13 protein-coding genes and 1 pseudogene are annotated in these 13,974 nt (G+C 69.7%); 5 read left to right on the forward strand and 9 right to left on the reverse strand.

All coding sequences use genetic code 11. The annotated features are described in order from the left end of the window. Positions 1 to 12: 12 nt before the first annotated feature. Positions 13 to 615 (reverse strand): hypothetical protein, encoded by a 603-nt coding sequence (locus OHT57_RS17335; protein WP_328747320.1) that lies wholly within the window; start codon positions 613 to 615, stop codon positions 13 to 15. A 670-nt stretch (positions 616 to 1,285) separates the two neighbouring features. Here OHT57_RS17335 and OHT57_RS17340 point away from each other — a divergent pair. The 3 genes from OHT57_RS17340 (at position 1,286) to OHT57_RS17350 (ending at position 3,477) form a co-directional block, all read left to right on the forward strand. Then, the gene (locus OHT57_RS17340) at positions 1,286 to 1,945 is read left to right on the forward strand and encodes a hypothetical protein (protein WP_328747321.1); all 660 of its coding nucleotides are present in this window, start codon (positions 1,286 to 1,288) and stop codon (positions 1,943 to 1,945) included. 57 nt (positions 1,946 to 2,002) lie between these two features. After that, on the forward strand, positions 2,003 to 2,710 hold the full coding sequence (locus OHT57_RS17345) for a DUF1775 domain-containing protein (protein ID WP_328747322.1): 708 nt from the start codon (positions 2,003 to 2,005) through the stop codon (positions 2,708 to 2,710). Positions 2,711 to 3,255: 545 nt separating this feature from the next. Then, the gene (locus OHT57_RS17350; protein ID WP_328747323.1) at positions 3,256 to 3,477 is read left to right on the forward strand and encodes a hypothetical protein; all 222 of its coding nucleotides are present in this window, start codon (positions 3,256 to 3,258) and stop codon (positions 3,475 to 3,477) included. A 17-nt stretch (positions 3,478 to 3,494) separates the two neighbouring features. Here the strand turns inward: OHT57_RS17350 and OHT57_RS17355 are convergent, their stop codons facing one another. Beyond that, entirely contained in the window at positions 3,495 to 3,854 is a 360-nt protein-coding gene (locus OHT57_RS17355) for an ArsR/SmtB family transcription factor (RefSeq protein WP_328747324.1), read from the reverse strand. A gap of 141 nt (positions 3,855 to 3,995) precedes the next feature. On the opposite strand from OHT57_RS17355, the gene OHT57_RS17360 reads away from it, so the two are divergent. After that, entirely contained in the window at positions 3,996 to 5,354 is a 1,359-nt protein-coding gene (locus tag OHT57_RS17360) for an MFS transporter (protein ID WP_328747325.1), read from the forward strand. A 184-nt stretch (positions 5,355 to 5,538) separates the two neighbouring features. Here the strand turns inward: OHT57_RS17360 and OHT57_RS17365 are convergent, their stop codons facing one another. Next, complete coding sequence (locus OHT57_RS17365; RefSeq protein ID WP_328753225.1) at positions 5,539 to 5,940, reverse strand: (2Fe-2S) ferredoxin domain-containing protein; 402 nt, start codon at positions 5,938 to 5,940, stop codon at positions 5,539 to 5,541. Between the two features lie 441 nt (positions 5,941 to 6,381). On the opposite strand from OHT57_RS17365, the gene OHT57_RS17370 reads away from it, so the two are divergent. Further along, a complete protein-coding gene (locus OHT57_RS17370) occupies positions 6,382 to 7,407 on the forward strand; it encodes a chitinase (RefSeq protein WP_328747326.1) in 1,026 nt (341 codons plus the stop codon). Positions 7,408 to 7,465: 58 nt separating this feature from the next. Here OHT57_RS17370 and OHT57_RS17375 read toward each other — a convergent pair whose 3' ends face one another. From OHT57_RS17375 to OHT57_RS17400, 6 genes and pseudogenes are all read right to left on the reverse strand, one after another. Continuing rightward, complete coding sequence (locus OHT57_RS17375) at positions 7,466 to 8,137, reverse strand: response regulator transcription factor (protein WP_328747327.1); 672 nt, start codon at positions 8,135 to 8,137, stop codon at positions 7,466 to 7,468. Further along, a pseudogene (locus OHT57_RS17380) lies at positions 8,133 to 8,807 on the reverse strand (permease); the annotation flags it as partial. The pseudogene OHT57_RS17380 and the gene OHT57_RS17375, both read right to left, overlap by 5 nt. A gap of 148 nt (positions 8,808 to 8,955) precedes the next feature. Then, on the reverse strand, positions 8,956 to 10,140 hold the full coding sequence (locus tag OHT57_RS17385) for an FAD-dependent oxidoreductase (RefSeq protein WP_328747328.1): 1,185 nt from the start codon (positions 10,138 to 10,140) through the stop codon (positions 8,956 to 8,958). A 132-nt stretch (positions 10,141 to 10,272) separates the two neighbouring features. After that, entirely contained in the window at positions 10,273 to 10,905 is a 633-nt protein-coding gene (locus OHT57_RS17390; protein ID WP_328747329.1) for a hypothetical protein, read from the reverse strand. A 329-nt stretch (positions 10,906 to 11,234) separates the two neighbouring features. After that, positions 11,235 to 11,654 (reverse strand): hypothetical protein, encoded by a 420-nt coding sequence (locus OHT57_RS17395; RefSeq protein WP_328747330.1) that lies wholly within the window; start codon positions 11,652 to 11,654, stop codon positions 11,235 to 11,237. A 666-nt stretch (positions 11,655 to 12,320) separates the two neighbouring features. Continuing rightward, on the reverse strand, positions 12,321 to 13,475 hold the full coding sequence (locus OHT57_RS17400; RefSeq protein ID WP_328747331.1) for a ParB/RepB/Spo0J family partition protein: 1,155 nt from the start codon (positions 13,473 to 13,475) through the stop codon (positions 12,321 to 12,323). Between the last annotated feature and the right edge of the window lie 499 nt (positions 13,476 to 13,974).

Raw genomic sequence — 13,974 nt, forward strand, 5'->3', positions numbered from 1 at the left:
AGTGCCGTGCGGTTACGGTGCGCAGGGCTGTACGCGGTAGAGCAACACCGTGAGGGCGCGTGGCTGTGGCAAAGCCACGACGGGCAGCGGCGGGCGCGGAGGCCGCGCGAGCGGAGTGCCGGTCAGACGCAGGACCAGGCCGATGACGTGTAGCAGGCGATCCCAGGCACGGCGTCCGGTCGCGGCGACGGCGTACGACAGTCGGACGGGCAGACCGGTGGCGCCGCGGAAGACGTAGACCAGGGCGAGCGCCGCGAGGAAGTTCAACGCCGCCATCATGAGCGGGTTGTGGTGCCAGGCGGACGGCAGCCGCAGGTGGTCGTCGAGCGCCGGGGTGGGAATGTCGGTGTCCGTGAGCTCCAGCCAGGCGGGCAACAGCGCCTGCACGGCGGCCAGGGCGAGTACGCTCCTGCGGCTCCTCGCCCCGGCGCGCAGGACGGGATAGGCACACACGGCCAGCACCGCCGTGGCGAGCCCAAGGGCCGGCCAGGACAGGGACGAGTCCGTCGTAGCGTGATGCAGGCCAGCGGCCAGGACCACGGCTGCCAGGGCAAGACCGACTGCACGGGCGGCGGTGCCGCCCGTCGAGTGGTCGGGTTCGAGATGGGCCAGCATGTCCGGTCCATCATGCCGTACCGCTGCTGAACTCCGGCGCGAATACGGCGATTCCGGCGCATGGAGGCGACCACCGGGCCCGTTCGTCGCGCAGTTCAGCAGAGGCGGAGCATCAGTAGAGGTAGATGTCGAAGAGGAACGCCACCAGGCCGGCAAACAGCGCGTATCCGGCCGTGATGCTTGCGGGCTCGGAGTTAAGCGGGCCAGGCCGTAGGCCACGGTCGCGACGGCGAACGCGAAGACGCCCGATCCGGTGTCCTGCCAACTGACCGGGAAGACGGGGATGGGCGCGTCGGTGAAGAACTGGTCGCCGTGTGCGGCGCGCAGGATGGCGTTCCACGCGACAGGTCCGGTCGCGGCGGCCAGCACCCCCGTGACGATCACCGCCGGACGGCGACCCCGGGTGACCGCGGCCAGCAGCACCATGGCGACGACGGCCGAAAGGATGGCTCCATCTCGCCGTGCTCGTCATGATCTTCAGGCTCAAGTGGAGCGTCCTGCGCACCCTCGGTCTCTGCACCGCGCTCGGTCTGGCCACGGCCGGGGTCACCGCACTCTGGTGACGTGATCAACCACGAAGAAGCGAGCGGAACGCGGAAATACGGGCGAGCCGCCTCTTTCCGGAACCCGCCTCCGGCCGCGCCGGGCCGTGACCGATGATGGTCAGGTCATGACCATGCTCCGTACGACGACGCACCGTGCGCCACTGTCCGTTCTGCGGGCCGCGGTGTTCGCCGCTGTCGGGACGGTGCTGGGCGTGAGCGCCCACCATCTGATCGCCGAGGGACCGGCGCCTTGGCGGCAGAGCGCCTGGGCTGCCGCCGTTCTCTTCGGTATCGGGCTCGCCGGTGCCCGGCGTCAGCGGACGCTGGGCGCGGTGATCGTGACGAGCGCCGCCGCGCAGGTGGGCCTGCACCTGTGGCTGTCGGCCGCACACGCGCACGCCGCCACCCCGACCATGGCCATGGCGATGCCCATGCACGGCCACCACGCCATGGATGCCCATGGCGCGTGGCACGAGCGGCTGCACGGCTCGCTCACGATGACCGCCGTCCACGCCGTCGCGGCCGTGCTCGTCGCCGTGCTGCTGCACCGTGCGGATGCGGTGTGCTGGTCGCTGGCACGCGGCGTCACGACCGCCGTCGACGGGGTGAGGGCCCGGATCGCCACGACGTGGGCGTTGCTGAGCGATCGCCCCGCGATGGTGGAGGGCGGGCTGCCTGCCCTCGCCCTTGAGTGGATGGAACGACCGCCGCTCCAAGTGGCGGTGCTCGCGGATGTGGTGGTACGGCGGGGTCCTCCGCCGGCGGGGTTCGTTCTCGCCAACTGACCCCGCCGGAGCAGCGCTCTATCGCCGCTCCGCGTTCCACCACGCCTGGAGACAACCATGTCCCACCCCAGCAACACCCGTGCCACCGCCCGGCGCCTGACGATCGCCACCGCCGCGACCGCCACCGCCGTCCTCCTCACCGCCGGTCCGGCCGCCGCCCACGTGGAGGTCGAATCGGAGAAGGCCCAGGCCCTCGCCGAGAACGTCAAGGTCTCCTTCGACGCCGAGTCGGAGTCCTCCACGGCCGGGATCACCGAGATCCGTGTGGTGCTGCCGGCGGGCATCGCGTCGGCCGACGTGACGTACGGCGAAGGTCCCAAGGGCTGGAAGTTCACCGCGAACGGCGACGGCTACACCGTCAAGGGCCCGGCGGTGAAGGCCGGCGTCAACGCCGAGTACTCAGTCGTCGTCAAGCAGCTCCCCGACGCGAAGGAGCTGGCGTTCAAGACGCTCCAGACGTACAGCGACGGCCGTACCGACCGCTGGATCGAGCTGGACGAGAGCGGCGAGCAGCCCGCCCCGGTGCTCAAGCTGAAGGCTGCCGCAGCCGATGCTCAGTCCGCGAGCCCGACCCCGAGTGAAACAGCATCGCAGTCCCCCTCTCCCACGGCGGAGGAGCCCTCGGCCTCCCCCGTCGCCGAGGCCGAGACGAAGGACGACGGCGGCCTGTCGGCCGGCGTCTGGATCGGCATCGGTGCCGTCGTGGTCGTCGTGGCGGGCGGGGCCTTCTATCTCGTACGCCGCGGGGGTGCCGCGTCCGTGTAGTTCCGACACGGCGGAATGTCCCGCCGTCACCAGCCCGGCCGACCCGGGCGTCATCCGCCCGGGTCGGCCGGGCTTTCCCGCGCTCTTGGCTCAGCCACGGCGAGATCGACCCGGTCAGCGGCCCAAGTGCGCGGTGCCGGACTACATGCACTTCGACACCGGGTATCCGTCCAAGCCGTACGCCCGGCCGGGCGCCACCGCCACGCCCTGAACGCCGCAGAGCCGACTCCCGTACCCACAAGGAACTCACCGCCCGCGTCCCGCCCTGGAGCCCTGATGCACCGCCGCGTCCGCCGCCTCACCGCCCCCGCGCTCGCCACGACCGCGAAGCTCCTCCTCGCGGGATGCTGCGGCTCCGACACGGAAGAGCGGGCCGAGCGGGACCGCAAATCCTCTGCAACCCGGACGAGCACGCCATCAGCGGGCCCGACGGCCGCCACCCCAGCGGCAAGCGCGAAGCCCGCGACGCTGGAGGAACTGGCGGACGCGGTCGGCTGCGCGAAGGCCGAGGAAGCCGGAAAAACCCTGGGATACCGCCAGGGAGTGTGTACAGCGGGAAGCTCCGAGTACGTCCTGCTCACTTCGACACCGACGAGGACCAGCGCGACTGGCTCGGTGTGTCGCAGATGTACGGCGGCATCTACCTGGTCGGCGACCACTGGGCGCTTTCGGCCAGTCCGCGCTCGGCTATGGAGGCGGCCCGGGACAAGCTCGGCGGCACGATCGAGGAGACCGACGCGTACGGCGCCTCGCCCTCAGCGGCCTGAAGACATCCCGTCACCGCTCAGTCGTGCGGAGCCTTGCCGCTCACCCGGTGGTCCGCGTGACTGAGCGCCTCCATCACCAGCCGGCGCAGGTGTCCGTCACGCAGGTTGTAGTAGATGTGCCGCCCTTCGCGGCGTGTCTCCACCAGCCCGGCGAGCCGTAGTTTCGCCAGGTGCTGGCTGACGCCCGTGCGTGACGCCGCGCACCGCTCCGCCAGCGAGCCGACGTCCGACTCGCCCTGCGCGAGCAGCCACAGCAGATGCAGCCGGGTCACGTCCGACAGCAGCGAGAACACCTCGGTCGCCTCCACAAGGCGAGCCGCGTCCGGGGCACCCACATGCGCATTATTCGCAGGTGACAGTTGATCGCGAGCAGGCATGGGAACAGCGTAGACCGCGTAGACAGGGCGGATAACCGCGTTCCGGGTGGCCGGATTCACAGGTAGACATGTGCACACGTGCGCACTTGTTGGATACAGTGGGCCCGGCCGCTCCCGCCCTGCCACAAGGAACCCACCCGCATGCTCTCCGTGCTGCGCAACCGCACGTACCGGCGCCTCTTCACGGCACAGGTCATCGCCCTCGTGGGCACCGGCCTGGCCACCGTCGCGCTCGGCCTGCTCGCCTACGACATCGCCGGCGCCGACGCCGGTTCGGTGCTCGGCACCGCGCTCGCGATCAAGATGCTGGCGTACGTGGTGATCGCCCCGGCCATCGGCGCGGTCGCCGACCGGCTGCCGCGCCGCGCGCTGATGGTCGGCTCGGACCTGACGAGGGCCGCGGTGGCGCTGATGCTGCCGTTCGTGGACCAGGTGTGGCAGATCTACGTCCTGATCTTCCTGCTCCAGTCCGCGTCGGCGGCCTTCACACCCACCTTCCAGGCCGTCATCCCCGACGTACTGCCCGCCGAGCGCGACTACACCCAGGCGCTGTCGCTGTCTCGCCTCGCCTACGACCTGGAGAGCCTGTTCAGCCCGGCCCTGGCCGCCGCACTGCTGTCCCTGATCACCTACAACTGGCTGTTCCTCGGCACCGTGGCCGGCTTTCTCGCCTCGGCCACCCTGGTGACCTCCGCGGTTCTGCCGAAGCAGGTCGCCGCCACCGAGCCGCGCACCGGGAGCGCGTACGCCAAGGCCACCGCGGGGACCCGCCTCTTCTTCGCCAGCCCCCAACTGCGCGCCCTGCTCGCCCTCAACCTCGCGGTCGCTGCGGCCAGCGCGATGGTCACCGTCAACAGCGTGGTCTACGTCCGCGACCAGCTGGGCCGCAGCGCCGCCGACGTACCACTGGCGCTCGGCGCCTACGGCGCCGGCTCGATGATCGTCGCCCTCCTGCTCCCGCGCGTGCTCGACAGGACCTCCGACCGCACGGTGATGCTGCGCGGCGCCCTCCTGCTCACCCTCGTCTTCGCGGGACTCGGCGCCGTCACGGCCGCCGACGGCGGCGACTGGCGCTGGCCCGCGCTTCTGCTCACCTGGGCCGCCTTCGGCGCCGCCTGCTCCATGGTGCTCACCCCGGCCGGCCGCCTCATCCGCCGCTCGGCCCCGCCCGAGCAGCGCACGTCCGCGTTCGCCGCCCAGTTCTCGCTCTCGCACAGCTGCTGGCTGCTGACGTACCCCCTGGCCGGCTGGCTCGGCGCGATCGCCGGCCTGCAGGCGGCCGTCGTCTCGCTGGGCGCAATCGCCCTGGGCGCCGGTCTGCTGGCGGTACGGCTGTGGCCGTCACGGGAGCGCGAGGTCACGGAATCCGTGGTCGTGGAGCACGAACACACCGACCTGCACGACGGCCACCCTCATCTCGGGGGCGACGCGGTCCAGGTCGGGAACGGCTGGCGGCACAGCCACGACCTGCCTCTGGACGGACTCCACGCCCTACGCTGAAGCCGGTCCACGACGGGCCGCTTGCGCCACCGCTGACGGCAAGCCCGCGGCTGAGCGCACCTGCCCCCTGACAGTCGGTCCGTCCGCGGCAGGCCGCACACCCGCGCCTCGCAGTCAGCCCTCGAAGGGGCCCATGTCCCTCGCTGAGGCTAAGTTTCGACGGCCCGGACGTACGCCCCGACTGTCAGTCCTCGATACCCTTGCGCACCCGCCGCGAGGCGGCGAACTCGTAGAGGTCCAGGATCTCGGGCGGCTCGGCGAGGCCCGGTCCGCCGGCCCGGACCCAGGACGCGATGTCGGCCGTCGCGTCGGAATCGTTGACCAGCCCGAGCCAGACGGGCCGCCCGCCCGCGGCCCGCCCGGCCTCCGACGGCTGTACGACGATGACGTTGGCCTGTTCGCACGCATCGAGGCAGTTCACCGCCCGGACCCGGGCGACGGTCCCCAGCTCGGCCTTGAGAGCGGCGAGTTGACCGGCATGGTCGACGCCGGGGATCTTGGCCGTGCCGCAGCAGCAACCACGGCACACGGTGACCGTGCACCGGGGCGCCGCCTGAGCGGCGGGGGCGGCCCCGCGACGGCTCACTCGGCGGCCCGCGTCCAGGCCGCCTCGCGCAGCAGCCAGCCGAGTCGACACTCAGTTGCTCACCGGTGAAAGAGCTCCCGTGCAGGACACCTGGGAGATGGGCGGCGACCAGTACGACGAGACCCAGCAACAGACCGAGGCGGCCCCAACGCCTGGCATGGCCCGCCGTCCTGACCCGCCACCCGATCACACACCCACCGTAATCGATCATTCACGATGAGCCACATCGGCCCGGTGGTGTTCCTCTCCTCGGAGGGCCGCCGTACGAGTGGGCACCTCCCGATGCGGTGCACACCGCACACCACCACGACGACCTGTTGAGCGCCCTCATATACCTGCGCTGTGGGCTCGCTGTCCGCACGTCACAGGCAACTGTGCGATTCATGGTGCCCCGGAGCGAGCCCCTTCGCTCCGGCTCCGGACACGGGAGCGGGTATGCGCATGAGGCGTTCTGTGAAGTCGGCCCTCGGGCTCACCAGCCTGCTGACCCTGGCCTGCGCGGGCTGCTCGTCGGGCGGGGACGGTTCGGGGGCCGCTGTCGGGGGCGGCGCACCGGAGTCGAGCGCCTCCGCGCCGTCGAGTGCCTCGTCTCCCCCTTTCGAGCCGTACGTCAGCGCCACGACCGCCTCGGACACGGACTCCGCCGGCTCCCCGTCGACGTACAACCTGGAATTCGTGCTCTCCGACAGCAGTAGCTGCCTCCCGAAGTGGAGCGGCACCTACGCCATCGACAACACAGCGGTGAAGTCGCGCATCTCCGCACTCACCACATCCGGCGCCGCGCTAAGGGTCTCCTTCGGCGGGGCGACCGGCACGGAACTCGCCCAGACCTGCGACAGCGCGTCCGCACTGGCCAAGGCGTACGGCAAGGCCCTGGACGCGGTGCACGCCACCCAGGCCGACTTCGACATCGAGGGCGACGCACTGACCGACTCCGCCTCGATCGACCTGCGCTCCAAGGCGATCGCGATCCTCCAGAAGGAGCGCACCGACCTGAAGGTGTCCTTCACCCTCCCGGTCTTCCCGGACGGGCTCAGCGACGACGGCCTCGCCGTCCTGAACTCCGCGAACACCAATGCCGTCATGGTTTCCACCGTCAACATCATGGCGATGGACTACGGCACGTCGTACACCGGCGACATGAGCGACTACGCCATCTCCGCGGCCAAGGCCACCCACGACCAGCTCAAGGACGTCTTCGCGCTCTCCGACGACAACGCCTGGCACGGCCTCGCCCTCACCTCGATGATCGGCGTCAACGACGTGGCGGGCGAGACATTCACCCTGTCCGACGCCGCCGCCGTGCGGTCCTTCGCCGAGGACAAGGGGCTCGCCTGGCTGTCGATGTGGTCCACCTTCCGGGACAAGCAGTGCGAGGAGACCGCCTCAGCCTCCGACGGGGCGTCGACCGACTGCAGTGGGGTGGCGCAGAAGGACGGAGCGTTCGCGGAGGCCCTGTCGGGCTGATGCGCCGGGGGAACACGCGAACGGTTCGGCCGTCGTTCGCGTCGTAAGTGTCCGGGAACTACGCCGATTCGACGAGGCCGCTGCGATGGGCGAAGACGACGAGTTGGGCCCGGTCGCGGGCGCCGACCTTGACCATGGCCCGGTTCACGTGCGTCTTGACGGTGGCGGGGCTGAGCACGAGTTGCGCGGCGATCTCGTCGTTGGACAGGCCGGTGGCCACGAGCGTGGTCATCTGCCGTTCCTGGTCGGTGAGTTGGTCCAGGCCGCGGCGGGCGGTCTCGTCCATGGGCTGTGGCGAGGCAGGGGCGGCGAGGAAGCGGCTGATGAGTGTTCTGGTCGCGGCGGGAGACAGCAGCGCGTCGCCCCGGTTGACGGTACGGATCGCGTGCAGCAGTTCCTCCGCGTCGGCGCTCTTGCCGAGGAAGCCGCTGGCTCCGGCGCGCAGTGCCTCGAAGACGTACTCGTCGATCTCGAAGGTGGTGAGGATCAGGACTTTCACCCCGGCGAGGTCCTCGTCCCCGGTGATCAGGCGGGTCGCCGCGAGACCGTCGAGAACCGGCATACGGATGTCCATCAGCACCAGATCCGCCCCGGCGGCCCTGACCAGACGCACCTCCTCACGTCCATCGCCCGCCTCCCCGACCACCTCCAGGTCCGGAGCCGGTTCGTTCAGGGCCTTGAACCCGGTGCGCACCAGGGGCTGATCGTCGGCGATGACTACGCGGATCATGCTGCAGTCCGGCCCGGAAGGCACCCAGGCGCCCACCGCCCGACGGCGCCCTGGACGTCGTACGCACCCGTCGGGCAGCCATTCCTCCCGCCCGAACCTGACCCACAGCCAGTCCATGACCACAGCGGTGGTGAGCGAGGCAACGAGCCGGCCCGCCACCATCGCCGGGTTGCCCGGGAAGGCGATGGAGGTCGCGACCAGCACGACCGGGTTGATCGCCGGCGCGGACAGCAGGAAGGCAAGCGCGGCGGCCGGGGCGACACCGCGCCGCATCAGGCTGTCGGCGACCGGGACCGACGCGCATTCGCACCCCGGCAGGATGGCGCCCGCCGCGCTCGCGACCGGCACGGCACGGCACGGCACGGGCAGGGTTGCGCGGCAGCAGCCGGCTGAAGACCCGTTCCGGTACGAAGGCACCGATCGCCGCCGACACGAGCGTGCCGAGCAGCAGGAACGGCACACCCTGCACGGCGATCGCCGTGAAGACGGTCCACCAGGCAGCCACGGGCGGGATGTAGAGGTCGAGGGCGACCATCGGGCCGAGGATCGAGCCGACCGTCACGATGGCGATCAGCGCGACGCCGCCGAACACGACGTAGACGAGGGTGCGGACGACCAGCCGTAGGCCATCGGCCAGATCCCGTACCCGCTCGTGGCTTTCCTGACTCACTGGGCCTCGTGTTTCCCGACTGCTCCTGCTGCCCGGACCGCGGGACCGCGCCACCGTGGCGCCCGCCGGAGTGGCTAGCGCGGCCGGCTGTGCCCCGGCCTGCGAGAAACTGTGACTACGCTCGCAGACCAGGGCACAACGCGGTGTCTCACCCCGTCGCGAGCCGGCTCGCGACGGCCGCCGCGAGTCGCGGTGCTGCGAACGCGGTCCCGCAGGTGAACCGCATCAGCGGCCCGAACGCGGCCGCCGCCTGGATGCCCGTGAAGTACAGGCCGGGCACGGACGACTGCAGCCCCGCGTCGAGATGCGGGAAGCCTGCGGTGCGGGTGAGTCCGGCGCGCAGTTCGGGGGCCAGGAAGTCCAGGCCGTTCAAGCGGACTCGGTAGCCGGTGGCGGCCAGGACATGATCGGTCGCCAGCGTGTGGGTGCGGCCCTCCACGTCCCTGATGGTGAGAAGGACACCGTCGTCGTCCCTCCGCGCATGGGTGATGTGCTGTCCCAGCCTCACGGGGACCACCCTGTCGAGGCGAGGCTTGAGCCACCACGACCCGAACGGGCCGAGTACCCGCTTGACCAGCCGCAGTCGCGTGACCGCGGGCAGGAAGCGGAAGGCGGCCGCGTGGTGGACGACCCCGTACAGCCCCCAGGAACGTCCGAGCGGGGTGTCCGGCTGCCAGTGCGGCCCGGGCGTGGGACCGGCACCGAACACCAACTTTTCCGCCCGCACGAGGAGTTGGACCTTGGCCTCGGCCTCGTGCAACAGCGCGGCGCTCTCCTGCGCCGACTGCCCGGCACCCACCACAACCACCTCACGTCCGGCGAACGCCTTGAGGTCGGCGTGCTGCGAGCTGTGCGAGACGAGCCCCTCGGAGACGAACTCGGCGAGCGGCTCCGGGATGTGCGCGAAGCCGTCCATGCCGCTGGCCACGACCACGGCCGTCGCCTGCAGCTCCTCGCCCGAGGCGAGCTTGAGATGGAAGCCGTCGGCCTGCCGGTCGACGCCGAGGACGCGAATCCGCTCCACCTCGGGCACCAACTCCTCGGCGAACCACCGCCCGTAGCGCACGAACATCTCGACCGGCACCTGGTCATGCCCGGTCAGCCGGGTCTCGTCCGACTGCCGGGCGTAGTCGTCCAGCGTGAACCCTGGCCGCGGCGCCGACAGCATCGACGCGCTCGGCGGTGACTTCAGCAGCATGCCTGCGGGCATATTCTCGGCCCAGCTCGCCATCGGCGAGCCGAACACCCGGACACTCAGGCCGCGCGCCTTCAGATGCGCAGCGGTGGACAGGCCGTACGGGCCCGCCCCGATGACGACAACGTTCTTGGACATGAATTTTCCCCCCGGCGCGAGCCTTTGATCAGCCCGCGCTTCGGCGTGGCATGGCAGGTCAGGACTTCGGACACACACCGAAAGCCGCCGCACATCCCGGCAATGGCACGACTCAAGGCGCCATGGTGCCGGTCAGATCGCGAGCAGCGGCGGGGGGAAGGGCGGTCCACGCCGGACAACGGCGCCCGCGAGGAGGAACTGGGCCGGAGAGCGGGGCGCGGACCGGGTAGAGCATCGCCGCCCGGCAGCGGCGACCGCGGTCAGGTCCAGGGGCGCACGGACCGGCCCGAACAGCCTGCGCAGCAACTCGCGCAGGTGCTCCCACTCGCGCCCGGCCGCATAGAGCACCTGGCGCCGGCAGATGTCGACGCCGTGCAACAGCACGGCGCACCACAAAGTCAGCAGCACATGAGCAGCGACTACCGGCCAGCCCGCATGCACTGAGGTCGGCCAAAGGGCGTGCGCGGGTATGTGGACCGCGTCGTCGGTCCGGACGAACCAATACCCCACCGCCACCTGCGCTACGGCCGCCAGCACCAACTGCCGTAATAGCGGCTTGTCGTGACCCGCGCCCGGCAACGCGATGCCGAAGAGCACGAGCGCGGCCGCAACCCGCACACCCCAGGAGGGATTGGAGTCGAACGCCAGATGGTGGACGGTGCCCGCCACCGCCGTACCGAGCACAGAGAACAGCCCCGCCCGGGCAGCGGCCACCGGTACCACACGCGGCACCCTGCCGCGGCGGCACACACGGGACACATCCACCGAACCCCCCATGACCCACCCATGATGGGGTGGGTTTCGGGCCCGTGTCACCACCACGTCGGGCACCGACCGGCTGTCGTCATCGGCTTGTTACAGCTTCTCGGCCTGTACCTACTCGGATAGCAGCCAGGGCCGCGCGTCCCCACTGCTCCTCAACCCCACGACATCTCCGGCCTCCGATAGGCGACCCAGCGGCCGTTACACGTCAAGAAGCCAATGCCAGCGCCCGGCCAGACGGATGCCGGGCCGGGCGCTGCGCTGGAACCTGCCGCAAAGGTCGGAAAGCCTCTTGGAATCACGTCACCTGTATTTAGGGACGGTTCCGACGTTCACATCAAGGTCCCTTGTTGGTAGTGGACCCCCTCCACCGGAGACAACTCCCTGACGTCGTCCCCTGTGACGTCCTTCCACCAAGCGGCGAACACCCGCCTGTGGCACCACAGGCCCGGCTTCGTCAGGTCCTCGAAGCACAGCAGAACCAGACGGTGGTCACCCTCGGCCTCCGCGATCTGCCGAAGCCGCACGGCGATCCGCTCGGGTCCGAGCTGGTCGAGGTCGGCCCGGTACGCCGCAATGAAATCGGGCTCGGGCTCGGAGAGGTAGTCCCGACGCGGCGCAAGCTCCCGCACCGAGTGGGTGAGGGAGTAGGGGAGCTTGAAACGGGGAGCGCCCAGGGTGATGCGCACCGGCACTCCCTGCGGGGGCTGATACGCCTGGAACCGGTTGGTGAACAGCGTGAGCACACTCATTCCTTCCTTGCTTTGAACTCCCCGGTCACAGGCACGACGCCGGTGACCGGGCTGCCGGTGCCCGTTCGCACCCGAGAGAGCCCGAACGACACCGAGCCCGCAGGGGGTAACCCTGCGGGCTCGGCGTGACCGGCAACAACAGACTTCTTGCCGACGTCCATATCGTTTGGCATCCGCGGTTCGGTGCTTGGCGACGGCTTCCATGCCCGGGGCCGATCGAAGGAGGGAGCACGGCCGCCGCCGCACCGCACCCCTCCCGCATTCAGGCGCCGAGTTCCCGCGCGGGCTGCTGATCCGAGCCTGCCAGCCAGAACCTACCCAGCAGCCAACTGGCGGTGCGAGTCCAATTCACGCAGTCCAGGTGACGCCGCACTTCGTGAGCCTTCTTCGCCTCGCTAACCACCTCCTGCGTGAGCCATGCGACCGGCCCCCGAGGGTTGGCGTATTCGTCATCCGAGGTGAGAGTCCAGAGAATTCCCTGACATTCAATCTCCACCGCAATCCCTTCCCGCTTACTCTTGTTTATATCTTATGGCATTCGAGGATCCATTACCATTCAATTTCGAAGATGATTAACGAAAGAAATGGGCGCCGCCGAAATGCCGGCCGCGCCCATGCTTCACGCCAGAGAGAGGTGGGGCGCGACCGCTGCCGCGCCCCACCTCTCTACTTCGCGGCCGGTTCGGTCTTCTTGGCGGGCGTCCGGCGCGCCGGACTCTTGGCGCCCGCGGCCGTCCGCGCCTCAGGCTTCGGGGCGGGCTTGACGGCCTCCTTCCGCGCCGTCGGCTGCGGCTTGGCGGCCGTCTTCGATGCAGGCTTCGCGGCGGTCTTCGGCTCGACCGGCTTCGCGGGCTCGGCCACGTCGGGCTTCGCTGCCGCTTCGGTCTTCTTCGCGGCCGCCGCTTCGTTCTGGACCTCGGCGGCTGCCTTGTTGAACTGGGCCTGCATGGCGCGCTGGACGCCCTGAGCCTTGCTCAGCGCATTCCGCACCGCCTGCACCTGGCTGTAGATCTTGCCGACGACGCGCACGTAGCGGTCGAGGTCGTTGCCGAGGATGACGGCCAGGTCCTCGGGCTTCTTCCCGCCCAGTTCCTCGAACAGTGGGATAAGGATGTCTTCCGCCTTGCCCAGGCTGTCCTTCGCCTTGGCCTTGGCCTGCTTCCGCGTCTCCTGCTCCTCGGCCGTCGGGGTCTGCTCACCGGTAAGGGAGGTCTGCTGCTCCATCATCTTCAGGCCGTTGGCGAAGTGCTGGGCCTCTGCCTCGGTGTCGAAGTCGCCGCGCACATACCGCATGGCCGCGACCATCTGGTTGGCGGGGGAGAGCTGGGCAATGTGCCAGGCCAGGTTGTTCTTGATCTGGCCCTTGTCGACCATCTCGGCGACCTCGGGCCGCAGGGTGAGCAGACCCAGGCGCCAGGTGATGTGGGTCTCCGTCTTGCCGAACTGCTTGGCGATCTTGGCCGGGGTCCAGCCCGCCGCCTTGAGGTCGGCGTACGCTCCGGCCTCCTCCATGATCGTCATGTCCGAGCGGTTGACGTTCTCGGCGATGCTGAGGACGTACGCCTTCTCCTCGCTGGCGTCCTCGATGACCTTCGCCGGGATGACCTCCAGGCCGGCCGCCTTGCAGGACCTCCACCGGCGCTCGCCCGCGATCAGCATGTAGGGGACTTCGGCCCCCTCGACCGGGCGGACGACGACCGGCTGGAGGAGGCCGTTCTCCTTGATGCTGCCCGTCAGTTCCTCCTGCTGCGCCTCGTCGAAGAACTTGCGGGGCTGGTCGGGGTTGGGGGCGATCTCGGAGGTCTTGAGGTTAGCGAACACTTTCCCGCACCTTTCGAATTTAAAGGGGAGCCATCCTTTTTGGCTTCCCCTTTTTCCTTATACTTATATCTTAATCGCATACACCTCTAAAGCAAGTGGGAATTATTTTTAATTTCTCGAATTCAATTCCAGATCTCCGGGCTCTATTCGCCCCCCTTCGCAAGCGAGGGGCGACTGGAGGGCCACACCCGGCCCCCGCGCTACGTCGCGCCCAGAAATGGGGCGAGCCCGCCGCGGTCTTGCGACCGCGACGGGCTCCGCTCCCATTCACGCACCCCGACGGCCGCACCAATACGGCCGCTCCTCGCGGGTGGGGCGCGGGGGGTCGGCCACCCGCGAGGAGCAGGGAAGGGCGCCGCTCTCGCGACGCCGCCGACCGGGATCGCTGCGGCTGCTGCGCCCGGTCGACGACTTGGAAACTACAGCATCGCTTGAAACATGTCACCTATCTATTCGATCGGGCCAAGTTGTTGCGCGTCGCAACCCCTCCCAGGCGGCA

The organism is Streptomyces sp. NBC_00285 (genome assembly GCF_036174265.1).
GTDB lineage: Bacteria > Actinomycetota > Actinomycetes > Streptomycetales > Streptomycetaceae > Streptomyces.